Consider the following 23,528-nt stretch of genomic DNA (forward strand, 5'->3'; position numbering starts at 1 on the left):
GCATTAAGCTTACGCAAATACGCCAGCTCGATCCGCGCCAGCTGGCTGTTCTGCCGCAGCCCGAGCAAGCAGTTAATCGATCCAGTTCACCTGCGGGAACTTGCTGCCGAAATCTTCCGGCATGGGCACCACCTGGCTGCGCTTGTAGTTGAAAAAGACAAAGCCGGACTTGGCCATCGCGATCAGGGCATTGTCGCGTGGACGCGTGATGCGGAAGGTGATGTCGCCGCCATACTTGTTGAAATCCATGACGCCCACTTCGAACAGCAACTGGTCGCGCGCATGCGCTTCTGCTCGGTAGGTGGTGGCCAGGTCGGTGACGATGATGCCGGTGCCGTCCGTTTCGATGTCGCGCACGCCAAATTCAAACAGGAAGCGTGCGCGCGCCTCGGAAATCATGGAAATCATGGAATCGTTGCCGAGATGGTTGCCGGCATTGATGTCCGTGGTGCGTACCGTCAGTTGCGAGGAATAGCAGTACTGGTCTTCAGGAAATTCAAGTTTCAAACGGGCCATGGTGTTCTCTTGAGCTGGGGCGCGGGGCGCGGCGGAAAAAACCAATTCTAGCCGGTTCCCCGCGCGCCGTCGAAAAAATCCTCGGCAGGCGTGCGCGGCAGGTCTTGCCTGGGCGCCTATTTGCACACTATTTGTGCACGATCCGGTATACCTTGCCCGTGCCGCTCAGCATGTACAGCGCGTTTTGCGCATCCTGGCCGAACGACACGATATTGCCCACGTTCGTGATGCCCCAGTCCGTCACGCCGGACGCCGCGCCATTGCTGTAGCTGAAACTTTTCAGCCAGCCGCTGCAGTAATCGGAATACAGGTACTGCCCCGCCAGTTCCGGCAAGGCCGTGCCGCGATACACATAGCCGCCCGTGATCGAGCAGCCGCCCGCGCTGTCGTGGCCGTACTCGATGGCGGGCAGGAGCAGGCCCGCCTGGTTGCAGCTGCCACTGCCGCTGTTGTAGCACTGCGTGCCTTCCATGATGTTCCAGCCATAGTTGTTGCCTGCCTGACCCACAGGGCGCACATTGACCTCTTCCAGCTTGGCTTGCCCCACATCGGCGATATACAGCAATTGGGCCGGCACGTCGAAGGCGTAGCGCCAGGGGTTGCGCAGACCGTATGCCCAGATTTCCGCGCGCCCGCCCGCCGTGCCGGCAAAGGGGTTGCTTGGCGGAATGGCGTAAGGCTGGGCCACGCTACTGGCGTTGACGTCCAGGCGCAGCAACTTACCCAGCAGCACCTGCGTATTTTGCGCATTGCCGGAAGGGTCGCCCGCGCTGCCGCCGTCGCCCGTGCCCGCATACAGGTAGCCGTCCGGGCCAAAGCTCAGCAGGCCCCCATAGTGGTTGCTGAACGTGGGGTGGGCAATGCTGAGGATGGTCAGCGCGGAGAGTGGATCGGCCAGGTTGGCGTTGCCGGCCGACACTTGCCGCCGCTCGATGACGATATCACCGGCCAGGTTGGTGTAATAGAGGAAGAAATAGCCATTGCTGGCGTATTGCGGGTGGAAGGCCAGCGACAGCAAGCCCCGCTCGCCGCTGGTGGTGGTGAGCGCGCTGATGTCGAGGAAGGGCGTGGCCAGCAAGCTGCCGTTTTGTACCACGCGGATGCGCCCGGCGCGCTCGAGAATGAACAAACGGCTGTCGCCGGGCGGCGCCGTCAGGAAGATGGGCGCATCCAGGCCCGTGGCCACTTCCTGCAGGGCCAGGGCCAGTGGCGCGCTGGCCGCATAGGTGACGCTGGCGCTGGCCGTCGCCCCGGCGCTGACCTGCACCTGCTGCGTCACGGGCGTGGGCGCCAGGCTGCCCGTGCCTGTCCCTTGTAGCACGCTGGCGGCGACTAGCGTGTAGGCGCCGGGCGCCAGGGCGTCGAGGGTGCTGGAAGCCGTCAGTGACTTGCTGTAGGACGCGGGGCCGCTCACCGTGACGGCAGCGGCCACGCCGGCCGGCAAGCCGCCGATGGTGATGTTCAGGCTGCCGCTGCTGGCGCCGGGTGGGCCGTTGTCGTCGTGGCCGCTGCCACAGGCGGCAAGCAGGGCCAGGCAGCATGCCAGCAGCAAGGCCGTCCAGGTGTGGGATAGTTGGCGTAGTGGATGGCGCATGTCAGTCTCCTGCACAAATGACGAAACGACGGCGGGGCGAGGCTATACGGTCGGTCTTGTGTTTGGCGTGCGCGTTTTTGTGCCGGCACAATTGAGCTGGCGCAAGCGAACATCACGCTGGCGCCAGCATACGCCCCTGGCGCGGGGCGCTTCCGTGCGCTGCTGCACGCTAGACGCCATCGGACAAATGCGCCGCGTTTTCAGACAAGCGCGCTTGCGCTTTCGCCGCAGCGCCCGCAGGCGCCCGATAATGGCGCATCTGAAACCGAGCAGGAAGAAAGCACATGAAAACCAAAGCCGCGATTGCATGGAAGGCGGGCGCCCCGTTGACGATCGAAGAAGTCGACTTGGCCGGCCCGCGCGAGGGTGAGGTATTGGTCGAGCTGAAAGCCACCGGCATTTGCCACACCGATTACTACACCCTCTCCGGCGCCGATCCGGAAGGCATCTTCCCCGCCATCCTCGGCCATGAAGGCGCCGGCATCGTCGTCGACGTGGGCCCGGGCGTGACGACCTTGAAAAAGGATGACCACGTCATCCCGCTGTACACGCCGGAATGCCGCCAGTGCAAGTTCTGCCTGTCGCAAAAGACCAATCTGTGCCAGGCCATCCGCTCGACGCAGGGCCGCGGCCTGATGCCGGATGCGACTTCGCGCTTTTCGCTCGATGGCCAGCCGCTATTCCACTACATGGGCACCTCCACGTTTTCCAACTATATCGTGGTGCCGGAAATTGCTCTCGCAAAGATCCGTGAAGATGCGCCGTTCGACAAGGTCTGCTACATCGGCTGCGGCGTGACGACGGGCGTGGGCGCCGTGCTGTTTTCGGCCAAGGTCGAGGCGGGCGCCAATGTGGTGGTGTTTGGCCTGGGCGGCATCGGCCTGAATGTGATCCAGGCAGCGAAGATGGTCGGTGCGGATAAAATCATCGGCGTCGACATCAACCCGGCGCGCCACGCCATCGCGCGCAAGTTCGGCATGACGCACTTCATCAACCCGAACGAAGTGGAAAACGTCGTCGATGCCATCGTGCAACTGACCGACGGCGGCGCCGATTACAGTTTTGAATGCGTCGGCAACACGACCCTGATGCGCCAGGCGCTCGAGTGCACGCATAAAGGCTGGGGCAAGTCCTTCATCATCGGCGTGGCGGCGGCCGGCCAGGAAATTTCCACGCGTCCGTTCCAGTTGGTGACAGGGCGCGAATGGCGCGGTTCGGCTTTCGGCGGCGCACGCGGACGCACGGACGTGCCGAAGATCGTCGACTGGTATATGGAAGGCAAGCTCAATATCGATGATTTGATCACGCATCGCCTGAAGCTCGATGATATCAATCAAGGTTTCGACCTGATGAAGAGCGGCGAATCGATCCGTTCCGTGGTTCTGTACTAGGCTCTGTCATGACGCTCTGTACTCATTGCGCAACACTTGGCGGGCAGGGCGATGCGTATGCTGTACTTCGGCTTGCACCCCTGCTAGTGTGAAGGTATCACTGCCTTGCCTTGGGAGCCGTCCATGTTTGCCACTGCCTATCTCGCCACCTTGCGCCGCATGCTGCCCGTTTTTATCGGAGGGGCCTTGTCATCCCTGCTGGCGCTGTGGTGGAGCAATGCCGCCATCCTGGCCGCACCTGTCATCTGGCTGGGGCTGCTGGCCACGTATTTGCTGTGCGCACTGATGTTTACGCCGCTGGCCTGGCAGCGCCAGCAACTGGCCACGCGCCACGCGCGCAGCAGCAAGTCGCGCTGATTCTCGCCGCGTGGCTCCTAGCGCGCGGTGCTGGAAAAGCGCTCGCGGTAGTCGCGTGGCGTGATGGCGAGTTTCTTCTGGAACAGACGGCGCAGCCTTTCCTCGCTATGCAAGCCCGCTTGCGCGGCAACTTGTTTCAGTGACGATACATTGTCTTCCAGCAAGCGGCGCGCCACTTCGAAGCGGGCCGTTTCGATGAATTCCGTGGGGCTGGAGCCCGTTTCGCGCTGGAAAACGCGCGTAAAATTGCGCTCGCTCATGGCCAGCCTGGCCGCCAGCAAGGGCACGCCCAGTTCGTCTCCCAGGTGTTCCATGATCCAGCCCTGCAACTGGCGTATCGTCGGATGCGTGGTCATCTGGCTCGACAGGTGCACGGAAAACTGCGACTGGCCGCCGGGCCGCTTCAGGTATACCACCAGGTCGCGCGCCACTTCCAGTGCAATATCGCGGCTGAAATCGTCTTCCACCAGCGCCAGCGCCAGGTCGATGCCGGCCGTCACGCCTGCCGAGGTCCAGAATTTTCCTTCCCGCACGAAAATCGCATCGGCATTGACGTGTATCAATGGGTAGCGCTGGCGCAGGCTGTCCACGGCGCTCCAGTGCGTGGCGGCGCTCTTGCCGTCGAGCACGCCCGCCTCGGCGAGGAAGAAGCAGCCCGTGCACAGGGCCGCCAGGGTATCGATGCGCGGCGCCGCCTCGGCCACCCAGGCAGCGAGGGCGGGGATGTCGTGCAAGACTTGCTCGACGTGGTGGCAGCCGACGATGACGGCCAGGTCGGGCAGCCTGCTGGCATCGAGCGCCTTGCTCGCGTGCAGCGACATCAGCGTGTCTGACTCGACCGGGCCGATGGCCGTCGAGGCGATGCGCACGTCGTAGCCGCCGGGCAGATTGCGCAGGCGCAAATGGGTGTTGGCGTAGTCAAACACTTTCATGGCGCCAATGGCTTCGAGCGCCTTGAAGCCCGGGTAGACGATGATGTCGACGGTGCGCAGGGGAAATTGTTTGGGGATTTGCTTGATCATGCGATGTGCGCGAGGGTGAAAAATACTGCCATAATGCAATAACAGCGAGTGTGTAGATTAGCATGGAATAATCCACGCGCCCGCTGGCATCCCACTCATCAGATTCCTGGACATCGTGCGCCCATACACTTTCCTTGCCGGTTTGTTCTTCTTGCTGTGGACCGGCCTGGCCCAGGCGGCCAACGTCAATTTCAATGGTGGCGACGTCACCGGCTGTTCCCGCGCGAACAACCTGTATACCTGTGCCGCCTTCAATTCGTCCGATGCCATTACCATTGCCAGTGGTTATGGCGTGACGGTCAACAGCAGTGTCACGCTGGACTACAACCAGTCATTTGCCATGAGTGGCATGGCGTCCCTGACGGTGAATGGCAATATTGACTTCAGCAATATCAATACGCCGAACCTGAAGGTCACGGGCGGCAGCATCATTTCCAAGGGTGGCAGCTTCAAGCTCGGTTCGCAGGGCGGCAGTGCCATCGTGGCCGATATTTCGGCCGCGTCCGTCACCCTGGGCGGCACGGCAGTCAAGATCACCGGCAATATCACGGCCACGGGCGGCATCGACATTTCCTCCGGCTCGACCTTGAACGGCGCCATCAGCGGCGCCACTGTGACGACCAACTCCAAGGTCACGATCACGGGCAGCATCAAGGCCGCCGATAGCGTGAGCATCGGTTCCAACTCGACCATCTCGGGCCCCATCAGTGGCGCCACTGTGACGACCAGTTCCAACGTGGCGATCACGGGCGACGTGACGGCCAGCAAATCGTTCAGCCTGGGCTCAAGCAGCAGCCTGAAGGGCAACACGACGGCGCCTATCGTCAGTATCGACCCCGCCAAGAGCGAGGTACAGGGCAACATCACGGCCAGCACCTCGCTCACCATCGGTTCCGGCAGCCAGGTGACGGGCAACCTGACGTCGCCCAGCATCGACCTGAAGGCCTCCGGCCTGCTCGTCACGGGCGATGTGAAGGCGTCGAAGACGCTGACCGTTTCGTCCGGGAATGGCATCGATGGCAACGTAGAGGGCGGCAATGTCACACTGGAGGCTGCCAACGCGTATATCACGGGCAACGCCCTGGTCGACCACATCACGCTGGGTTCCAAAGGCCGGGTGCAGCAGACCATTACCTGCAAGGCATACACGCCGTCGAACCCGTGCAGTTGTGTGACGAATAACAGCGGCTGGACCTTCAGCGAGCCGGAGGGACCAAAATGTGGCCCCAGCACGCAGGGTGGGGCGCACCACTTCCAGATCACGCATCCGCCCACGGCGCTGACGTGCGCGGCGGCACCCGTGACCGTCACGGCCTGTGCCGACGCCGCCTGCAGCAGCGTCTACACGGGCGCGGCGCAAGTGACCCTGACACCGGGCGGCGCGACGGCGCAAATGAACAGCGTCCAGCCGCCCACGGGCATGGTCGTGTCCAGCGTGGCGCAGACGACGGCCGCCAGCAATGTACTGCTGGGCTTGAGCAGCACGCCGGCCACCACGGGCGCGCTGGTGTGCAGAAGCAGCATCGACAACAGCCTCACCAATTGCCAGATGGCATTTGTGACCAGCGCGCTGCAGGTCAGCGGCGCGCCCCGCTATGCCGAAGAGGAGGGCAAGATATCGATCAGTGCCCTGCAGGCATCGCCATCGAATCCGCGCGCCTGCGTGCCCCTGTTTGCGGGGCTAAGCAAGACGCTGACCCTCAGATGCAGCTATGCCAACCCGAGCACTGGCACCTTGCCGGCGCGCATACAGGGGCAAAATGGCAGCTATGTGCCGCTGGCTGCGAATGCCGGCAGCGCCTGCAGTGCTGCCGGGGCCAATGTCCAGCTGGCCTTCGATGCGAATGGCCTGGCCACGCCGAACATGCAGTACGCCGATGCGGGTGCGCTGGGCTTGAGCGCCACCTATGCGTCGAGCAGCGGCAGCGACAATGGCTTGACGATGACGGGCAGCGGCAGCGTCATCGTGGGGCCAAAATATTTCACTTTCAGCGCCATCGCCACGCCGCAGCAGGCGGGCGTGGCCGTGGTGCCCCTGGCGCCGGCCACCAGCATCACTGTCACGGCCCTGGCTGCCGATAACAAAACGGTGACGCGCAACTTTGGCCGCGAATCGCCGCCGCCGACGCTGGTGCTGAGCCCCACGGTAGATGCGCCCACGTTTGCCGGCACCAGCAAACCGCCCGTGACGGGCAGTGTGACATTTGCCAATGGCGTTGGCACGGCGACGAACCTGAGCTGGCCGGAAGTGGGCATGCTCAGGTTTACGGCCAGCATCGCCACTTACCTGGGCGCCACATTGCCCGCCTTGCCGGCGACTGGTGACAGTGGCGCCGTGCAATACTTGCCGCACCATTACACGACGGAGATCATCGTCAAGAACGACAAGAACCTTGCCGCGCCGTGCCTGAAGGCAATGAATTGCGTCGTTGGCGTGGCGCCCGATGGCGTGTATGCATATTCCGGGCAGCCGTTCGGCTTGCGCGTGACGGCGCAGAACCTGAATGGCGGCACGACGCTCAATTTTGACGGCCGGGAGACGAGCTACATAGTGCCCGTGCAATTACAGGGCTGGGATGCGGCGCAGGGTACACAACTGTTTCCGCCCAAGGACCCGGCCGGTAGCCGCCTGACGGACGGCAGCAGCGCGCAAACCACGTTCACCAGTATTGATCCGAAGGCATTTGCGCTGGGCGTGGCCAGCGCCGCGATCGCTTACCGCTTTCCCGGTGCCAATGGCGTAGCGGTGCAGATAGCGCCCACCGACGTGCTGTTGCGCGCATCGAGCAGCTATCAAGGGATCAGCGCCACGTCGGCAGGGTTCGGCCAGGAAGGTAAGCTGACCGTGCTGGCGGGGCGATGGATGGTGCCGAACGACTATGGTTCGGAGCGCTATCCGGTGCGCTTGTCGGTGCAGGCGCAATACTGGAATGGCAAGGCCTGGGCCAGCAACCTGGCCGACAGCGTCAGCGCTTTCAGCAAGGCCGATGTGGTGTTGTCCAATTGCAAGAAAACACTGGTCTGTAGCGCGCTGGCAGTGGCCGATGGCACGTACACCGTTGTCAATGGCGTATTGTCGCAGAGCAATCGCCTGACTCTGCTGGCGCCCGGCGCCGGCAAGGCCGGCAGCGTCGACGTTTCCGTGGGTAAACATGCATACCTGCCCAGCACGGTCGGCACCGTCGTCTTTGGCGTGTTCAAGTCCGGCCCCGTGATTTACCTGCGCGAGATGTATTGATGTAGGGGTATTGAGGCAGGGTATTGAGGCAGGACGGAGCAGGGCGGGCACGGGAAGGGCGAAAAACCAGTAACATGCCTTGCTGTGGCATTCCCCGATTTCCCCCAACCTCAGACTGGAGTCTCTATGAGCACAACTTCGCAGTGGATCGATATCGCCGGCCCGGACGGCAGCTTCCAGGCTTACCTGGCCGTGCCGCATGTGGGCAAGGGCCCCGCCATCATCCTGTTGCAGGAAATTTTTGGCGTCAACGAGCACATCCGCGCCGTGGCCGACCAGTACGCGGCCGATGGCTATGTGGTGCTGGTGCCCGACCTGTTCTGGCGCGCCGGCGCGCACATCGAGCTGGGCTATGATGAGGCGGGCTGGAAGCGCGCCGTCGAGCTAATGCAGGCCACTGACAATGAACATGCATTGAGCGATATCAAGGCCACCGTCGCGGCCCTGCGCGCGCGCCCGGAAGTGACAGGCAAGCTGGCATCGGTAGGTTACTGCTTCGGCGGGCGTTTGTCGTATCAGGCGGCTGCGGCCGGCCTGGTCGACGCGGCGATTGCCTATTACGGCGGGGGCATCCAGAACAAGCTGGACCTGGCCGAGCAGATCAAGGTGCCGCTGCTGATGCATTTCGGCAGCCAGGACAGCCATATCCCGCTGGACGCCGTGCAAAAGATCGCCACGCGTTTCGAGGACACGCAAGATGTGGAAATCCATGTGTACCCGGACGCCGAGCACGGTTTCAACTGCACCCACCGCGACAGCTACCAGCAGCGCGCCGCCGCCCTGGCGCATGGCAATTCCTTGATTTTCCTGGCGGAAAATTTGTAAGAACTCCCCGCCAGGCAGGATCGCCGCCGATGTCCATGCCGATGCCCGCCCAGCAGCAAAGCCGCATGGGCGCTAAAATAGCGGCTGTGCCGGGCAACTCCGGCCGGCCGGGCGCGATGCCCGGCAAACCTGGATGAGGAACCGAGTAAAAGATGGCCCAAGTAATTGTTTCTGTAACATTGGCGGCAAGCGCCGAACGCGTGTGGGATTTTATCGGCGGCTTCCAGTCGCTGGCAGAATGGTCGAGTTCGATCAAGACCAGCCTGTCCGAACATGGCGGCCGCGTGCGCCGCCTGAAAACCACGGACGGCGCCATCATCGCCGAACGCCTGCAAAGCTACAGCGAGGCGGACAAGAGCTACAGCTACACCATCGTCTCGGGCCAGATCCCCGTCAAGAATTACCGCTCCACCCTGCGCGTCACGGGCGAACCGGGCGCCGCCTCGTGCGTGGCCGAATGGTCGAGCGAATTCGATGCGGCCGAAGGCGTGGAAGAGGTCATGATTGGTGCTTTCCAGCACTTGTACGAAACGGCGTTTGTCGACCTCAAGCGCATCATGGCGATTTAAATGCATACACCGGCCAAGGCCGGTGTTTTTGATGGTGCTTAGCGCTTTACCTTGCCAAACGCCTCGCCCTTGTTCCACGTAGGCAAGTTCTTGTCGTTCGCCACTGCATAGCCCAGGTTGAGGGTGAACTGTGCCTGCTGCACCATGCCTGACAAGTCCCACGATGGCTTGTACTCGTCGGTGATCTGGTGGTAGTCCTTCTTGAAGGCCACCATGCGCTCGCCCGATGCCTTGGGATCGGTGACGAAGTCAAACGAGCCATCGCCGGAAAACACGGCCGAGCCCACGTTGAAGGCGGGTACGCCGGCCTTGGCGAAGGCGAAGTGGTCGGCCCGGTAAAAGGCGCCGGACAGATCGGCAATGGTGGGCGCCAAACGCAGGCCCATGCGCTTGGCCACCTTGCCGGCGCTGGCGTACAGGCTGCTGCGCTCGGCGCCGGCTACGCCAATATCGTGCGTCTTGCCAACGAAGTTCATGCTGTCGAGGTTCAGGTCGGCGGCCGTCTTGGCCAGCGGCCATAATGGATTGCGCGTGTAGGCCGTGCTGCCCAGCATGCCCGTTTCCTCGCCGGCCGGCCACAGGAAGATCTGCGTGCGGCGCGCAGGTTGTTTGACAGCAACTTGCGCCATCGCCAGCAGGGCCGCTGCGCCCGAAGCGTTGTCGATGGCGCCGTTGTAGATGTGGTCGCTCTGGCCCTGTTTGACACCTTGGGCGCTACCCTCGTCATCCTTGCCCAGGTGGTCCCAGTGCGCCGAGTAAATCACGGCTTCGTCCTTCAGCTTGGGGTCGGTGCCCGGCACGATGCCGGCCACGTTGAATTGCTCGATGCTGCGGATCTGGCTGTTCAGCACGACTTTAACGGTAGCGTCCAGCGCCACGGGGCGGAAGTCGCGCGTTTCGGCTTGCGCGCGCAGGGCGTCCAGGTCTTGCCCGGCCGCCTGGAACAGGGCGCGCGCCGCCTCTTCCTGCAGCCAGCCTTCCATGGCGTTGCCCGCGCCAGCCAGGCTGAAGCGTTCATGGCCGAAACCGTTAGCCGGCACCGACCACGGATACGAGGCCGATTCCGTCGTGTGGATCAGCAAGACCCCGGCGGCGCCCTGGCGCAGCGCTTCCTCGTATTTGTAGACCCAGCGGCCGTAATACGTCAGCGACTTGCCGGCAAAGCGCTTCGGTTGGGCAGCAGTGGGCTGCGGGTCGTTGACCATCATGATCACCAGCTTGCCTTTTACATCAACGCCCTTGAAATCGTCCCAGTTTTCTTCTGGCGCGCGGATGCCGTAGCCGGCAAACACCACGGGCGCGTCGAACGCCACTTTTTCCTTGCCGTTGGCCGCGCCAAAGACGATGTCCTTGCCGAAGGCGGGCGCGAGCGTCTTGCCGCCCGCGCTGAAGCTCACGCTGCTCGATGGCAAGGCCTTGCTGCCGACGATGGTCAGCGCCTGGCGGTAGCTGCCATCCTTCAGGGGCTGCAAGCCCAGCACGGCCGCCTGGGTTTCCAGGTAGCGCACGGCCAGGTCGCCGCCGCGCTGGCCCGTGCCGCGCCCTTCGAGCAAGTCATCGGCCAGGAATGACAAATGGGCGCGCAGCGGCACTTCGGCGACGATGGGTTGGGCGAGGGCGGCCGTGCCGAGCAGGCTGGCGGCGAGAACGAAGGTAGGACGCATGGCGACTCCAAAAGTGAATACGGGAAAGCAAAGCAGCGGCAATCTTACTCTACCGCAAGACTTGAACGTAGCGTGCGGCGCGCGAACGGCGAATGCGGCCACAATGGCTGCTGGCCCACCGACCAGGAGCAATTCATGACTGCCACCGACAACAGCTTGCAATCGAGTCATACCCTGCGTACCGCAGACGGAACCTTGATTTACTACAAGGACTGGGGCAGCGGGCCAGCCGTCGTCTTCAGCCATGGCTGGCCGCTGTCGTCTGACGCCTGGGAAGACCAGATGTTTTTCCTCGCCTCGCACGGCTACCGCGTCATCGCGCACGACCGGCGCGGCCATGGCCGCTCAAGCCAGCCCTTCGGCGGCAACGACATGGATACCTATGCCGACGACTTGGCCGCGCTGATCACGGCGCTCGACTTGACGGATGCCACCCTGGTCGGCCACTCGACGGGCGGCGGCGAAGTGGCGCGCTACATTGGCCGCCATGGCACGGACCGCCTGGCCGGCGCCGTGCTGGTGGGTGCCGTGCCGCCGCTGATGCTGCAAACGCCAGACAATCCGCTGGGCTTGCCCAAGTCCACCTTTGATGGCATCCGCGCCGGCGTGCAGGCCGACCGCAGCCAGTTCTTTTCCGACTTGAGCGTGGCCTTCTATGGCTACAACCGGCCCGATGCGACACCCTCGCAGGGCGTGCGCGACAGCTTCTGGCGCCAGGGCATGCAGGCGGGCATGCCGGCATCCTACCTGTGCATCGAGCAATTTTCGGAAACGGATTTCACCGCTGACCTGGGTAAATTCGACGTGCCGACGCTGGTGATCCACGGCGACGATGACCAGATCGTGCCGATTGCCGCCTCGGCGCGGCGCACCGCCGAACTCATCATCGGCAGCAAGCTGCTCGTGTATGCGGGCGCGCCGCACGGCCTGGCGACGACGCACAAGGATCGCCTGAACGATGACTTGCTGGAGTTCCTGCGCACCTGATCGTAGCGACAAACCGTGCCCGGCATGGCTATTGCTGCCTGGAATTTGAGCAGTGCCAGCATTGTTATGTATCATTCAATATTGGCGAAAGCACGCGGCAATTGCGTGCGGATCGCCGATGTTTCTGGGGTTTTTCGGTCGATATGCCGCAAAAAACGGCGTTCTGCGGCTTGCAGCCACCCGGTAAGGGCCAGTAAAGAGTAAACTAGCGGCTACACTCTTTCGCATTGGGCGATTCGAGCGAACTTGTGAGTGATTTCATGTCTGATACACCAATTTCTTTATTTTCCGACCTTAACCTGAGCGAGCCGCTGATTCGCGCGCTCAAGGATGTCGGTTACGAAACACCGTCGCCTATTCAGGCGGCCACGATTCCATTGTTGCTCGCTAACCGCGACGTGCTGGGCCAGGCGCAAACGGGCACGGGTAAAACCGCCGCCTTCGCCTTGCCGATCCTGTCGCGCATTGATCTGAAACAAAGCTCACCCCAAGCCCTGGTCCTGGCACCGACGCGCGAACTGGCCATCCAGGTCGCCGAAGCATTCCAGGTGTATGCCGCCCACATTCCCGGCTTCCACGTGCTGCCGATCTACGGCGGCCAAAGCTACGGCCCGCAACTGTCGGCCCTGCGCCGCGGCGTGCACGTCATCGTCGGCACCCCTGGCCGCGTCATCGATCACCTGGACAAGGGTTCGCTCGACCTGTCCAAGCTGAAGACGCTGGTGCTCGATGAAGCCGATGAAATGCTGCGCATGGGCTTTATCGACGATGTCGAACGCATCTTGAAAGAAACGCCGGAAGGCCATCAAACGGCCCTGTTCTCGGCCACCATGCCTTCCGTCATCAAGCGCATCGCCACCACCTACCTGATGAACCCGGCCGAAGTGACGGTCGCCGCCAAGACCGGTACGGCCGATAACATCCGCCAGCGCTACTGGCTGGTGTCGGGCATGCACAAGCTCGACGCACTGACACGCATCCTGGAAGCGGAAGCGTTTGACGGCATGATCATCTTCGCCCGCACCAAGCTGGGCACGGAAGAGCTGGCCGGCAAGTTGCAAGCGCGTGGCTTCTCGGCTGCCGCCATCAATGGCGACATCCAGCAAGCGCAGCGCGAGCGCACGATCCAGCAGTTGAAAGACGGCAAGATCGACATCCTCGTGGCAACCGACGTGGCCGCCCGCGGCCTGGACGTCGAGCGCATCAGCCACGTCATCAACTACGACGTGCCGCACGATCCGGAAAGCTATACCCACCGTATCGGCCGTACGGGCCGCGCCGGCCGCAGCGGCGAAGCGATTTTGTTCATCACGCCGCGTGAAAAGAACTTGTTGAAAGCCATCGAACGTTCGACGCGCCAGCCGATCGGCATGCTGGAACTGCCTTCGATCCAGGCCGTCAACGACGTGCGCATCGCCAAGTTCAAGGAACAGATCAGCGAAACCCTGGCCCTGGGCGAACTGGAGCAGTTCCAGTCGCTGATCGAAGATTTCGAGCGCGAACAGAACATTCCTGCCATCGAAATCGCCGCCGCCCTGGCGAAGATGGCCCGTGGCAATGTGCCTTTGCTGCTGGACAAGAACAAGCAGCGCGAGCAAGCCACCTGGCAAGATGACCGTCCGGCACGCCAGGACCGCTTTGAACGTAACGACCGTCCGGAACGGGGCGACCGTTTCGAGCGCAATGAGCGTAGTGAGCGTGGCGAGCGCAGCGAACGTTCGGCCTTCCCGAAAAAGGAACGCATCTCCCGTCCAGCAGACGCCGGCATGCAGACTTTCCGCATTGAAGTGGGTCATCAGCATGGCGTGAAGCCGGGCAATATCGTCGGCGCCATTGCTAACGAAGCGGGCATCGATTCGAAAAACATCGGCCGCATCGAAATCTATGACGACTATAGCGTCCTGGACTTGCCAGACAGCATGCCGAAGGAATTGCTGGAGCAGCTGAAAACCGTCTGGGTTGCTGGCCAGCAATTGCGTATCAGCCGCGATGGCGATGCACCGGACCTGGCACCGCCAGCCGCACCGCGCAAGCCGTTCGCCGCCAAAACGGCACCGGCATTCAAGGATGCGCCAGCCGATGTTGCCAGCGACGCGCCAGCACGCGCACCGAAGAAGGAACGTCCACGTCCAGGCGTGACGGCCTACCGTATCGAAGTGGGCCGTGAGCACGCAGTCACGCCAAGCAATATCGTCGGCGCCATCGCCAACGAAGCGAACCTGGAAGCCAAGCATATCGGTCGTATTGATATCTTTGACAACTACAGCGTGCTGGACTTGCCGGAAGGCATGCCACCGGAAATCCTCGACCACCTGAAATCGGTCGTGGTCTCGGGCCAGAAACTGCGCATCAGCCTGGATGACGGCACCACGGAACGCAAGCCTGCGGCACCGCGTCCGAAGTCGCCACCGCGCAAGACCTTTAAGTAAGCAATCTCCTCACGGGCGCCTCCCCGGCGCCTGTGTCGCGGATTGGAGACACATCCCTGACTGGCGCGCTCGCGCCAGTTTTTATTTTCCCCAAAGAAACGAACCTTATCGCTGCGTTAAGCATGCCGATGATTGTTGTTATGCATTTGATATATAAATGTGCATGCGCCATCTTTTAGCCAGCGCATGTGCCTTGTTTATCGCGCCCAACAACAATAAATAATATTTAATTAATTATTTGTCGCGCAATCAATTAAAGTTTCACATTTCAATAAATGCAACTAAGTTGTGTGAAAATAAATTCTAAAATATAAAAATATTGATTTTTATTATATTGTTTGATCAGCGTCGCAGTCATCGCGGCGATATCTCGCGGAGGCTTGATGTGGTATATTGTTTTTATGTTTTTGTTATGCTAAATGAAAAAAATAGAGGAGCGACGGATGCGGGTCAATACGCCTATCACGCAAAATGAATACGTATTAAATGAAGGCATGACGATTGTTTCCACGACGGATTTACAGGGAAACATCAATTACGCGAATCAGTATTTCATTGAAGTCAGCGGTTTTTCAGAAATGGAACTGCTGGGTGCACCACAGAATATTTTGCGTCATCCCGATATGCCGGTCGAAGCGTTTGCCGACCTGTGGGCGACGATCAAGAGCGGCATGCCGTGGACCGGCATGGTCAAGAACCGCTGCAAGAATGGCGATTTCTATTGGGTCTTCGCGAATATCACGCCGGTGATTGAAAACGGCCGCCCGATCGGCTATATGTCCGTGCGCACCAAGCCCACGCGCGAGCAGGTGGGCGAGGCGTCGGCCCTGTATAAAAGCTTCAAGGATGGCAATGTTGCCAACTTGGCGATACGCAATGGCCGCGTCGTCACGCAGGGCTGGGACGCCAAGCTGGCCGAATGGTGCAAGCTGAGCCTGTCGCAGGATCTCGCGCTGCATTGCGTCATCTTTGGCGTGGTGCTGGCGATGCTCGGCTGCGCCGTGTGGAATATCGATGGCGACACCAGCACGGCCACGCGCGGCTGGCTCAGCGGTGCTGCTGCCGCTGCCGTGGCGCTGATGCTGTATTTCTGGGCCCACTTGCATAATTCTCTGGTCACGCCGCTGGGCGACGCCATCACGGTGGCGCGCAAGATGGCCGGCGGCGACCTGACGGGCGTCATCGACAAGGTGCGCGATGATGACATGGGGCAATTGATGGCGGCCTTGCGCCAAACCAATATCAATCTGCACAGCATCATCGGCGACGTGCGCGCCAACTTCGAGGATATCCGCATCACCACGGCTGAAATTGCCACGGGCAATATGGACCTCTCCAGCCGCACCGAATCGCAGGCTTCCAGCCTGGAACAGACGGCGGCCAGCATGGAGCAGCTGACGTCGACGGTGCAAAACAGCGCCGACCACGTGGCCACGGCCAACGACCTGGCGGCGCAGGCGTCGACCATCGCCGCCAAGGGCGGCACCATCGTCAGCGAAGTGGTCACCACGATGGATGAGATCAGCACCTCGTCGCGCAAGATTCTCGACATCATCGGCTTGATCGACGGCATTGCCTTCCAGACGAATATCCTGGCCTTGAACGCGGCCGTGGAAGCGGCCCGCGCAGGCGAGCATGGCCGTGGCTTCGCTGTCGTGGCGGGCGAAGTGCGCAGCCTGGCGCAGCGCTCGGCCACAGCGGCCAAGGAAGTGAAGAACCTGATCGACCATTCGATCGCCACGGTGAACGCGGGCAGCGTGCTGACCAGCAATGCGGGCGCCACCATGACGGAAGTGATCGCCTCGGTGGCCCGCGTGACGGAAGTGATGGACGAAATTTCTTCGACCACGCGCGAACAGAACCAGGGCATCGGCCAGGTCAACCAGGCCGTCATCCACATGGATGGCATCACGCAGCAGAATGCCGCCCTGGTGGAAGAAGCGGCGGCAGCGGCGGCCAACCTGGCGCAGCGCACCAACAGCGTGGCCCAGTCGATCGGCATTTTTAAATTGAAAACCTCGCCCAAGCGCAAGGCCACCGGCGTAGGCCGCAGCGTGGGCGCTGGCATGGCGTCGCGCGCGCTGTTGAAGGCACGGTAAGAAATTACCCCGTCAGCTCTGCGCTGGCGGGGTCATCAAACGTTGTTACTTCTTCAGCCAGTACACTTCCCCGCTGCGCACCTTCTGCACCACCCCATCGGCACTAAACAAGATCACGAACTCCCCCTGCGTCCCCGTCGCTGCCGGGTAGGTGTACATCCATACTTCATTGCCGCTGTCGAAGCGGATGGACGTGCTCTCGCCCAGCGCGGCGCGCACCTGCTCGCGCGTGCTGCTGCCCACCCGCACCGTCTGCTCCAGGGTAGCGTACGGCACATTCTTGCTTGCCTGCAAGGCGCGCGTGCCGGAGCAGGCGGCCAGGAATGCCAGCGCCAAAACAGCCAGCCATTTCACGGCACCACCTCGTCCATGTAGTTAAATTCCAGCAAGGTATCGTCGGGCCAGCTGCTATCCCACAGCGGCGCGTAATACGTGCGGTCGAGCAACACCTGGCAATCGCAGTAGGGCAGCGAGGCGGTGGTCTGTTCGCCGCCCGCGTACAGCATCTTGAACGGCAGCGTCACCCTGCGTTCGCCATGCACGAGGGTCACGCCGAACAGGGGGCGTTCTGCGAAGAACAGGTAATTGCCATCGGGCTGCGAGCAGACCTTGTCCGTGCTGTAGAGCATGCTGGACAGCCATGAAATGATTTCCGGGTCGTTCGAAATCAGGCCCGAATCCATGCCGGCGCGGCATTCCAGGCGCAAGTCGCCCAGGCGCCGCGTGCCGGACGGCAAGCCGGAAGTAATCACCTGTGCGCGCCAGCTCATGGTCGTGGCCTTGCGGTTGGCGATCAGCACGGCGTTTTCGCGCAGCGCTTGCTCGTTGCGCACGGGGGCAAAGCTGTTGTCGGCGGCCAGGGGCAGGGCAATGCTGAGCGTGTCGCCAGCGATGCGCAGCTGCACGCCCGTCATGTCCACGCCGGGCTGGCGCGGCAGCAAACGAAAGCGCAAGGTCGATTGCGGCGCCAGCGCATGATCGCGCTCGAAGCGCTCCACGCCCTGCAGCATCTTGCGGTAGGATTTATCCACGGGGTCGCGCGTGGCGTCCACTTTCACCTGCGGCAGGGGCGCAGTTTGCGCCAGCGCAATAGTGTCGGTGAGCAAGCAAACGAGCAACAATGATGAATGGATGCGCATGGCCCGATGCTACGCTTTTTTGCGCGGCAGCCACGCACGGGTGAGGGCGTCAGTACTCGGCCTCAGTACTCGCTGTATTTGCGCGCATCGCCGCGCACTTGCTGCGCCGGGTATTTCAGCGCGTTCAGTTCCATCTTTTCCAGTACGGCCGCGTGCAGGTCGACGCCGCTCTTGTCGGCCAGGCGCACCAGGTACATCAGCACGTCGGCCAGTTCATGGCGGATGCCCGTGCGCTTCGCCTCGTCCAGTTCGCCGTCCGCGCCCGTGGGCAGCCACTGGTAGTGTTCCACCAGTTCGGCCACTTCCACGGACAGGGCCATGGCCAGGTTTTTTGGCGTGTGGAACTGCTCCCAGTCGCGTTCACTGGTAAAGGCGCGCAGGCGCGCGCGGATGTCAAGCAGGCTGTCGGTGGGTGAGGTCATGCTGCGGCCTGCAGTGGTTTTTCCATGAAGACACTAAATGGGTCGTCCGGATAGTCGCCGTATGGCCCCCGCTTTTGATAGCCGTGGCGCGCGTACAGGGCGATCGCCTCGGGCTGGTGGATGCCCGTTTCCAAGGTCAGCAAACGGCAGCCGCGCGCCAGCGCCTGTTCTTCCAGCAAGGCCAGCAGACGCTTGGCCAGGCCCAGGCCACGGCAGTCCGGATGCACGTACATGCGCTTGATCTCGCCAAAGGCGGGTGTGACGACGATGGCGCCGCAGGCGCGCGCCATTCCCGCTGCGTCGCGGGCGACGGCGAACAGTAAGGTGTCCGGCGGCAAGGATGCCAGGTCCAGCGAATACACGCATTCGGCCGGATACAGGGTTTGTTGATACGCATCAAGCTCGGCGATCAGGGCCTGCACATCGGCTTGCTGCGGCGATTCCAGTCGGATTGTCATGGGGAAAGGTCGAGTGAACGAGATGCCTCCATGGTATCACTGGGGCCGCTCCAAACGCAGCGACAGGCCGATGGGCGACATCACAAAGCCCATCAGTTCCTGCGCCTCGCCACCATCGGGCGTGTCGACGCCCGCGATGTCGAAGCTGCCCAGCAGCATGGCCATGGCGATCTTGATTTCCAGCAAGGCCAGGTAGCGTCCGGGACAGGTGCGCAAGCCGGCGCCGAAGGGCATGGCGGCGCGCTTGTTGTTTGCCTCGCCGCACTCGGCCAACCAGCGCTCGGGCACGAATGCCTGCGCCTGGGGAAAGTGCGCGTCGGAAACGGTATCGTGGCGCATCACGCACCACACCAGGCTGCCGGCCGGCACGGCAATGTCGGCGATGACCGTGTCGCGCAACGCTTCGACGGGCAGGAAGGGCGCCACCGGTTTCAGGCGCATGGCTTCGCTGGCGCAGGCGCCAAGGTAATCGAGGCTGTCCATCTGCTCGATGGTGAAGCTGGCGGTATCGGGCGCCAGGCGCCGCACTTCCTCGCGCGCCCGTGCCAAACAGTGTGGATTGGATTTCAGTAAGTAAATCATCCAGGAAATCGTATTGGCCGTCGTGTCTTCGCCGGCCAGCAGCATGGTCAGCACATTGCCGGCCACATTGCGGTCGGTTACGCCGCTGCCTTCCAGGTCGGCGGCGGCGATCATGGCCTCTAACAGGTTGGGCGGACGCTCGCGGCGCGCCGGGTCGTGCGCCATGCGCGTGCGCGCCTGCTGCACCAGGCCGGCCACGGCCGCGCCCAGCGCCGCCACGTCGCGGTCCAGGCGCCGGTCGGCGGGCAGCTTGAAGTAGCGCCAGTACGGCAGCATCGACAGGCTGCGCCGCGCCACGGCGGGCAGGATGTCGTCCATGTGGCGCTGGATCACGTCTTCGCCCGATTCGAGCGTATTGACTTCGGTGCCAAAGGCCAAGCCGGCGATGATGTCGACCGTGTAGCGTTTCAGGTCGCCATCGAGGCTGATCGCCTGGCCACCCAGTGCCGCCGCCTGCCAGCGCCGCTGCAAGCGCTGCGCCACCGTCACCAGCGCGGGGAAATATGCCTTGATCGCGCCCGGCGCCATGCCGGCCATGACCATGCGGCGCTGGTTGCGCCACTCTGTGCCCTCGGCCAGGAACAGGCCGGGGATGCCGCCCATCTCTTCCGAGACGATGGAACTGCTGAGTGGACGGCGAAAACCGTCGGGCCGGTCGCGCAGCACGGCCGAGACGGCCTCGCTGTCGGCCACCACCAGCACCAGGGTGCGGCCAAACCAGGCGCGCAGGTAGGGGCCGTAGCGCCGTACCCATTGCTCCACGTCAACGTGGATACGCGTCAGTTTCAATTGCAAACTATTGCCGACGATGGGCAGGGCGAAGGGGCCTGGCAACTGGCGGATCTGGCGCAAGGCGGTGGCGGTCGCTGGCGCGGCGGCGTGGTCGAGTGGCGGCATGGCGTACTCCTGGTCGATGGCGACAATGGCATGACTGTAGCGCGTGGACGGGGCAATGTATAGAACGTTTACGACATCATCGCTCGCCGATGAATCCCGCTACAATGGCCGACATGTCCACCGCCACTGCTCCCGTCACGCGCCTGATTGCGCCGCGCGCCGCGCTCGCTTCCTGCGTGCGCGCCTTTCTCGTGCGCGATACGACGCGCTGCGCGCCGCTGCCGCCGGCGCAGCGCTTGAACCGCTTTCCCGCCACGCCCATGTGCAGCATCAGCTGGACCATTGCCGGCGAACTGGAGGCGGCCGCGCCGGGCCTGTCGCTGGCGGATGTGCGCATGCCACCGGCGCTGTTCGGCGGCCCCCTGTCGACGCCGCTGGTCAGCTACAACCCTGGCCCCGTGCATGCGTTCATGGTGATGTTTTATCCTGCCGCCCTGCATGCATTGACGGGCGTGGCCATGGCACCCATGCTCGACCAGTTCCGGCCTTTCGATGAGGTGTTCGATACCGACTGGCAAGCCTTGTCGCGCGCCGTGCTGGCCGCCAGCGACGATGATGCCCGCGTGGCGCTGGTGGAGGCATTCCTTGCGCCGCGCTGGCAGACGGCGCGCAAAAGCGGCGACCATCCGGCCGGCGCCATCGCCGACTGGGTCCGCCGCTTGGGCGTGCAGGCCGCCTCGTCGGGATTGGCCAGCGGCGCGCGCAATGTCGAGCGCCGCATCAAGGCCTGGGCCGGTCAGCCCATGCGCACCCTGCGCCGCATGCGTCGCGCGGAACAGTCATTTCTCGATGCGCGCGAGGTCATGCTGCAGGGCAAGGCCTCGTGGAGCGATATCGCCGCCCAGGGCGGCTACGCCGACCAGGCCCATCTGTGCCGCGAGGTGCGTGAAATCACCGGCCTGACGCCCACCGAACTGGCGCGCGCCAGCCGCGATGATGAAAGTTATTGGGTCTACAGAATCTGGAGCTGAGGGCGCCTTTACTCTGCGTAGACCACTCCCTTGGCTAGCGTCATTTCATGCTGCCCGGCGCCGGGCGCCAGCATGGGGAAGCAGTTTTCCTCGCCATGCACGCGCACGTCGAGGAAATACGGGCCATCCGCCGCCAGGCAGGTGGCCAGCGCCGCATCGAGCTCGTCTCGCCGGCTGACGCTGTGCGCCTGCCAGCCGAAGGCGCGCGCCAGGGCGACGAAGTCGGGCTGCGCTTGCGTATCGCTGTGGCTGTAGCGCCCGCCATGGATCAGCTCCTGCCACTGGCGCACCATGCCCATGTAACCATTGTTCGACAGCACCACTTTCACAGGCAGGCGGTGCTGCATGGCGGTGGCCAGTTCCTGGATATTCATCAATATCGAGGCGTCGCCGCTGACGCACACCACGCATTGCTCCGGGTGGGCGATTTGCGCGCCGATGGCGGCCGGCAAGCCATAGCCCATGGTGCCGGCCCCGCCCGAGGTCAGCCAGCGCCCCGGCTGCTCGAAGCGCAAGTGCTGCGCCGCCCACATCTGGTGCTGGCCCACGTCGGTGGAGACGATGGCGTCCTGTCCATCGAGTGCCACCTGCAGGCGCTGCATCAGCGCTTGCGGCGCGATCACGTCCATCGTGTCGTCGAACGCCAGCGAATCTTGCGCGCGCCAGGCATCGATGCGCTGCCACCACGGCTGGCGGTCCGCCAGCAGGCGTCCACGCAGCTGCGCCAGCACGGTAGTTAGCAAGGCGGCCAACACGGGGGCGCAGTCGCCGCGCAGGGCCACGTCGGCGCGCACCACCTTGCCGATCGATGCGGGATCGATATCGACGTGGATGACTTTTGCGCCAGGACAAAAGGCGTCGAGGCGCCCCGTGACGCGGTCGTCGAAGCGGGCGCCCACGCAGACGATCAGATCCGCGTGGTGCATGGCCAAGTTCGCTTCCAGGGTGCCGTGCATGCCCAGCATGCCGAGAAACTGGGGATTCGAGGCCGGATAGGCACCCAGGCCCAGCAGGGTCAGGGTGCATGGCGCGGCCGCCAGTTTCACCAGTTGCTGGAACGCGGCGCAGGCATCTAGACCGGAATTGATCAAGCCGCCGCCGCCATAGAACACGGGCCGGCGCGCGCCGGCGATCAGGCTGGCGGCCAATTCGATGTCGGCGCTGTCCGGCAGAGGCACAGGCACAGGCACGGCGGCGATAGCCGGCAGCGCTGCGCCGTGCGAGACGGTTGCCAGCTGCAAGTCCTTGGGGAAGTCGATCAGCACGGGGCCGGGCCGCCCTTGCGTGGCTTGCGCAAACGCCTGCTGCACCACGGCCGCCGTCTCGTCGGCCGTGCGGATTTGCCGGTTCCACTTGGTCACGGGACGCGAAATGCCCAGCGCGTCGCATTCCTGGAAGGCATTCGTGCCGATGCTGGTGGTCGCCACCTGGCCGCTGATGCAGATGACGGGGATCGAGTCGCACAGGGCGTCGAGCAGTCCCGTGGTGGTATTACTCATGCCGGGGCCTGAGGTGACGAAGACCACGCCGGGCCGGCCCGTGCTGCGCGCATAGCCTTCGGCCGCATGCACGGCCGCCTGTTCGTGGCGCACGAGGATGTGGCGCAAACGGGGCTGCGCATGCAACGCGTCGTACAGGGGCAGCACGGCGCCGCCCGGATAGCCAAAGACGGTGTCGACGCCCAGCGTCAGCAGGGTATCGATGAGGATGCTGGCGCCGTTGTGTGGCGCAGGGGCATGCGAGGGCGGGGCGAGGAGGGTGGCGTGGTCGGGTTTCATGGCCTTATTTTCTGCCTGATGGGGCAGAAAAGGCTGCTGGTTTTATCGTATAAAATACATATTTAAGCAAAATTTGCTGAAAAATGAGGAGTTTACAGAATGAAACTCGACAAATTCGACCTCGCCATCCTGACTGCATTGCAGCAGGACGCCCGCATCAGCCTGCATGAGCTGAGCGCCAAGGTGGGCCTGACTTCGTCGCCGTGCTGGGCGCGCATCAAGCGCATGGAAGACGACGGCGTCATCGAGGGCTACACGGTGAACGTGAACGCGGCCAAGGTGGGCCTGGCCGATACCGTCATCGTGCAAGTCACGCTGGACGACCATTCCGACCAGGCCCTGTTTGAATTTGGCCACGCGCTGGCCATGATCCCGGAAGTGCTGGAAGCGTTCCTGGTCTCGGGCGACTACGATTACTATCTGCGCATCGCGGTGAGCGACACGCGCGACTATGAGCGGCTGCTGCGCGAGCGCCTGTATAAAATTCCCGGCATCCGCCACAGCAAATCGAGCTTTGTCTTGCGCCAGCTGAAACAGAGTTATTTGCCGCTGCAGCGCTGAATAGCCAGCGCGTTGTTGCACGGCGGGAG

At 62.9% G+C, this 23,528-nt stretch carries 20 protein-coding genes; 10 read left to right on the plus strand and 10 right to left on the minus strand.

The window, feature by feature from the left end; translation table 11 throughout:
- Nucleotides 1–72: 72 nt before the first annotated feature.
- The gene (locus tag ACQ4W6_RS01435) at nt 73–516 is read right to left on the minus strand and encodes a thioesterase family protein (protein WP_436565396.1); all 444 of its coding nucleotides are present in this window, start codon (nt 514–516) and stop codon (nt 73–75) included.
- A 127-nt stretch (nt 517–643) separates the two neighbouring features.
- Nucleotides 644–2,110 carry a PQQ-dependent sugar dehydrogenase gene (locus ACQ4W6_RS01440; RefSeq protein WP_436565397.1) on the minus strand — a complete coding sequence of 489 codons (1,467 nt, stop codon included), beginning with the start codon at nt 2,108–2,110 and terminating at the stop codon, nt 644–646.
- 284 nt (nt 2,111–2,394) lie between these two features.
- Between ACQ4W6_RS01440 and ACQ4W6_RS01445 the strand changes: the two genes are divergently transcribed.
- Nucleotides 2,395–3,501, plus strand: a complete 1,107-nt coding sequence (locus ACQ4W6_RS01445) for an S-(hydroxymethyl)glutathione dehydrogenase/class III alcohol dehydrogenase (protein ID WP_436565398.1) — start codon at nt 2,395–2,397, stop codon at nt 3,499–3,501.
- A 123-nt stretch (nt 3,502–3,624) separates the two neighbouring features.
- The gene (locus tag ACQ4W6_RS01450) at nt 3,625–3,858 is read left to right on the plus strand and encodes a hypothetical protein (protein WP_436565399.1); all 234 of its coding nucleotides are present in this window, start codon (nt 3,625–3,627) and stop codon (nt 3,856–3,858) included.
- Between the two features lie 17 nt (nt 3,859–3,875).
- Here the strand turns inward: ACQ4W6_RS01450 and ACQ4W6_RS01455 are convergent, their stop codons facing one another.
- Nucleotides 3,876–4,880 (minus strand): GlxA family transcriptional regulator, encoded by a 1,005-nt coding sequence (locus ACQ4W6_RS01455; RefSeq protein ID WP_436565400.1) that lies wholly within the window; start codon nt 4,878–4,880, stop codon nt 3,876–3,878.
- 115 nt (nt 4,881–4,995) lie between these two features.
- Here ACQ4W6_RS01455 and ACQ4W6_RS01460 point away from each other — a divergent pair, with 115 nt between their 5' ends.
- The 3 genes from ACQ4W6_RS01460 to ACQ4W6_RS01470 all read left to right on the plus strand — a co-directional run bounded on the left by ACQ4W6_RS01460 (nt 4,996) and on the right by ACQ4W6_RS01470 (nt 9,512).
- Complete coding sequence (locus ACQ4W6_RS01460; RefSeq protein WP_436565401.1) at nt 4,996–8,118, plus strand: DUF6701 domain-containing protein; 3,123 nt, start codon at nt 4,996–4,998, stop codon at nt 8,116–8,118.
- 126 nt (nt 8,119–8,244) lie between these two features.
- On the plus strand, nt 8,245–8,943 hold the full coding sequence (locus ACQ4W6_RS01465; RefSeq protein WP_436565402.1) for a dienelactone hydrolase family protein: 699 nt from the start codon (nt 8,245–8,247) through the stop codon (nt 8,941–8,943).
- Between the two features lie 152 nt (nt 8,944–9,095).
- A complete protein-coding gene (locus ACQ4W6_RS01470; RefSeq protein WP_436565403.1) occupies nt 9,096–9,512 on the plus strand; it encodes an SRPBCC family protein in 417 nt (138 codons plus the stop codon).
- Between the two features lie 38 nt (nt 9,513–9,550).
- Here ACQ4W6_RS01470 and ACQ4W6_RS01475 read toward each other — a convergent pair whose 3' ends face one another.
- Nucleotides 9,551–11,176, minus strand: coding sequence for a M28 family peptidase (locus ACQ4W6_RS01475; protein WP_436565404.1), 1,626 nt, complete (start codon nt 11,174–11,176; stop codon nt 9,551–9,553).
- A 135-nt stretch (nt 11,177–11,311) separates the two neighbouring features.
- Between ACQ4W6_RS01475 and ACQ4W6_RS01480 the strand changes: the two genes are divergently transcribed.
- From ACQ4W6_RS01480 to ACQ4W6_RS01490, 3 genes are all read left to right on the plus strand, one after another.
- Nucleotides 11,312–12,163 (plus strand): alpha/beta fold hydrolase, encoded by an 852-nt coding sequence (locus tag ACQ4W6_RS01480; RefSeq protein WP_436565405.1) that lies wholly within the window; start codon nt 11,312–11,314, stop codon nt 12,161–12,163.
- A gap of 260 nt (nt 12,164–12,423) precedes the next feature.
- Nucleotides 12,424–14,592, plus strand: coding sequence for a DEAD/DEAH box helicase (locus ACQ4W6_RS01485; protein WP_436565406.1), 2,169 nt, complete (start codon nt 12,424–12,426; stop codon nt 14,590–14,592).
- A 443-nt stretch (nt 14,593–15,035) separates the two neighbouring features.
- Nucleotides 15,036–16,691 carry a methyl-accepting chemotaxis protein gene (locus ACQ4W6_RS01490; protein ID WP_436565407.1) on the plus strand — a complete coding sequence of 552 codons (1,656 nt, stop codon included), beginning with the start codon at nt 15,036–15,038 and terminating at the stop codon, nt 16,689–16,691.
- A gap of 45 nt (nt 16,692–16,736) precedes the next feature.
- On the opposite strand, the gene bamE is transcribed toward ACQ4W6_RS01490, so the two are convergent.
- The 5 genes from bamE to ACQ4W6_RS01515 all read right to left on the minus strand — a co-directional run bounded on the left by bamE (nt 16,737) and on the right by ACQ4W6_RS01515 (nt 20,189).
- Complete coding sequence (bamE, locus tag ACQ4W6_RS01495; protein WP_436565408.1) at nt 16,737–17,045, minus strand: outer membrane protein assembly factor BamE domain-containing protein; 309 nt, start codon at nt 17,043–17,045, stop codon at nt 16,737–16,739.
- Nucleotides 17,042–17,830 (minus strand): hypothetical protein, encoded by a 789-nt coding sequence (locus ACQ4W6_RS01500; protein WP_436565409.1) that lies wholly within the window; start codon nt 17,828–17,830, stop codon nt 17,042–17,044. The genes bamE and ACQ4W6_RS01500 overlap by 4 nt, the downstream gene beginning before the upstream one ends.
- A gap of 62 nt (nt 17,831–17,892) precedes the next feature.
- Nucleotides 17,893–18,252, minus strand: coding sequence for a nucleotide pyrophosphohydrolase (locus tag ACQ4W6_RS01505; protein ID WP_436565410.1), 360 nt, complete (start codon nt 18,250–18,252; stop codon nt 17,893–17,895).
- Nucleotides 18,249–18,710, minus strand: coding sequence for a GNAT family N-acetyltransferase (locus ACQ4W6_RS01510; protein ID WP_436565411.1), 462 nt, complete (start codon nt 18,708–18,710; stop codon nt 18,249–18,251). The genes ACQ4W6_RS01505 and ACQ4W6_RS01510 overlap by 4 nt, the downstream gene beginning before the upstream one ends.
- A 36-nt stretch (nt 18,711–18,746) precedes the next feature.
- On the minus strand, nt 18,747–20,189 hold the full coding sequence (locus tag ACQ4W6_RS01515) for a cytochrome P450 (protein WP_436565412.1): 1,443 nt from the start codon (nt 20,187–20,189) through the stop codon (nt 18,747–18,749).
- A gap of 89 nt (nt 20,190–20,278) precedes the next feature.
- Between ACQ4W6_RS01515 and ACQ4W6_RS01520 the strand changes: the two genes are divergently transcribed.
- Nucleotides 20,279–21,160, plus strand: coding sequence for a helix-turn-helix domain-containing protein (locus ACQ4W6_RS01520; protein WP_436565413.1), 882 nt, complete (start codon nt 20,279–20,281; stop codon nt 21,158–21,160).
- An 8-nt stretch (nt 21,161–21,168) separates the two neighbouring features.
- Here the strand turns inward: ACQ4W6_RS01520 and ilvB are convergent, their stop codons facing one another.
- On the minus strand, nt 21,169–22,938 hold the full coding sequence (gene ilvB / locus ACQ4W6_RS01525; RefSeq protein ID WP_436565414.1) for a biosynthetic-type acetolactate synthase large subunit: 1,770 nt from the start codon (nt 22,936–22,938) through the stop codon (nt 21,169–21,171).
- 99 nt (nt 22,939–23,037) lie between these two features.
- Between ilvB and ACQ4W6_RS01530 the strand changes: the two genes are divergently transcribed.
- Entirely contained in the window at nt 23,038–23,499 is a 462-nt protein-coding gene (locus ACQ4W6_RS01530) for an Lrp/AsnC family transcriptional regulator (protein ID WP_034784295.1), read from the plus strand.
- Nucleotides 23,500–23,528: the final 29 nt, after the last annotated feature.

This window comes from Janthinobacterium woesei, from assembly GCF_051380875.1.
Taxonomy (GTDB): domain Bacteria; phylum Pseudomonadota; class Gammaproteobacteria; order Burkholderiales; family Burkholderiaceae_D; genus Janthinobacterium.

What these genes read in the sequence shown, in the direction of transcription:
- ACQ4W6_RS01470 (WP_436565403.1), top strand. Translation starts at nt 9,096, where the DNA reads ATGGCCCAAGTAATTGTTTCTGTAACATTGGCGGCAAGCGCCGAACGC.
- ilvB (WP_436565414.1), bottom strand. Translation starts at nt 22,938, where the DNA reads ATGAAACCCGACCACGCCACCCTCCTCGCCCCGCCCTCGCATGCCCCT.
- ACQ4W6_RS01445 (WP_436565398.1), top strand. Translation starts at nt 2,395, where the DNA reads ATGAAAACCAAAGCCGCGATTGCATGGAAGGCGGGCGCCCCGTTGACG.
- ACQ4W6_RS01510 (WP_436565411.1), bottom strand. Translation starts at nt 18,710, where the DNA reads ATGACAATCCGACTGGAATCGCCGCAGCAAGCCGATGTGCAGGCCCTG.
- ACQ4W6_RS01440 (WP_436565397.1), bottom strand. Translation starts at nt 2,110, where the DNA reads ATGCGCCATCCACTACGCCAACTATCCCACACCTGGACGGCCTTGCTG.
- ACQ4W6_RS01490 (WP_436565407.1), top strand. Translation starts at nt 15,036, where the DNA reads ATGCGGGTCAATACGCCTATCACGCAAAATGAATACGTATTAAATGAA.
- ACQ4W6_RS01480 (WP_436565405.1), top strand. Translation starts at nt 11,312, where the DNA reads ATGACTGCCACCGACAACAGCTTGCAATCGAGTCATACCCTGCGTACC.
- ACQ4W6_RS01505 (WP_436565410.1), bottom strand. Translation starts at nt 18,252, where the DNA reads ATGACCTCACCCACCGACAGCCTGCTTGACATCCGCGCGCGCCTGCGC.
- ACQ4W6_RS01475 (WP_436565404.1), bottom strand. Translation starts at nt 11,176, where the DNA reads ATGCGTCCTACCTTCGTTCTCGCCGCCAGCCTGCTCGGCACGGCCGCC.
- ACQ4W6_RS01485 (WP_436565406.1), top strand. Translation starts at nt 12,424, where the DNA reads ATGTCTGATACACCAATTTCTTTATTTTCCGACCTTAACCTGAGCGAG.
- ACQ4W6_RS01500 (WP_436565409.1), bottom strand. Translation starts at nt 17,830, where the DNA reads ATGCGCATCCATTCATCATTGTTGCTCGTTTGCTTGCTCACCGACACT.
- ACQ4W6_RS01450 (WP_436565399.1), top strand. Translation starts at nt 3,625, where the DNA reads ATGTTTGCCACTGCCTATCTCGCCACCTTGCGCCGCATGCTGCCCGTT.
- ACQ4W6_RS01520 (WP_436565413.1), top strand. Translation starts at nt 20,279, where the DNA reads ATGAATCCCGCTACAATGGCCGACATGTCCACCGCCACTGCTCCCGTC.
- ACQ4W6_RS01465 (WP_436565402.1), top strand. Translation starts at nt 8,245, where the DNA reads ATGAGCACAACTTCGCAGTGGATCGATATCGCCGGCCCGGACGGCAGC.
- ACQ4W6_RS01435 (WP_436565396.1), bottom strand. Translation starts at nt 516, where the DNA reads ATGGCCCGTTTGAAACTTGAATTTCCTGAAGACCAGTACTGCTATTCC.
- ACQ4W6_RS01455 (WP_436565400.1), bottom strand. Translation starts at nt 4,880, where the DNA reads ATGATCAAGCAAATCCCCAAACAATTTCCCCTGCGCACCGTCGACATC.
- ACQ4W6_RS01515 (WP_436565412.1), bottom strand. Translation starts at nt 20,189, where the DNA reads ATGCCGCCACTCGACCACGCCGCCGCGCCAGCGACCGCCACCGCCTTG.
- ACQ4W6_RS01530 (WP_034784295.1), top strand. Translation starts at nt 23,038, where the DNA reads ATGAAACTCGACAAATTCGACCTCGCCATCCTGACTGCATTGCAGCAG.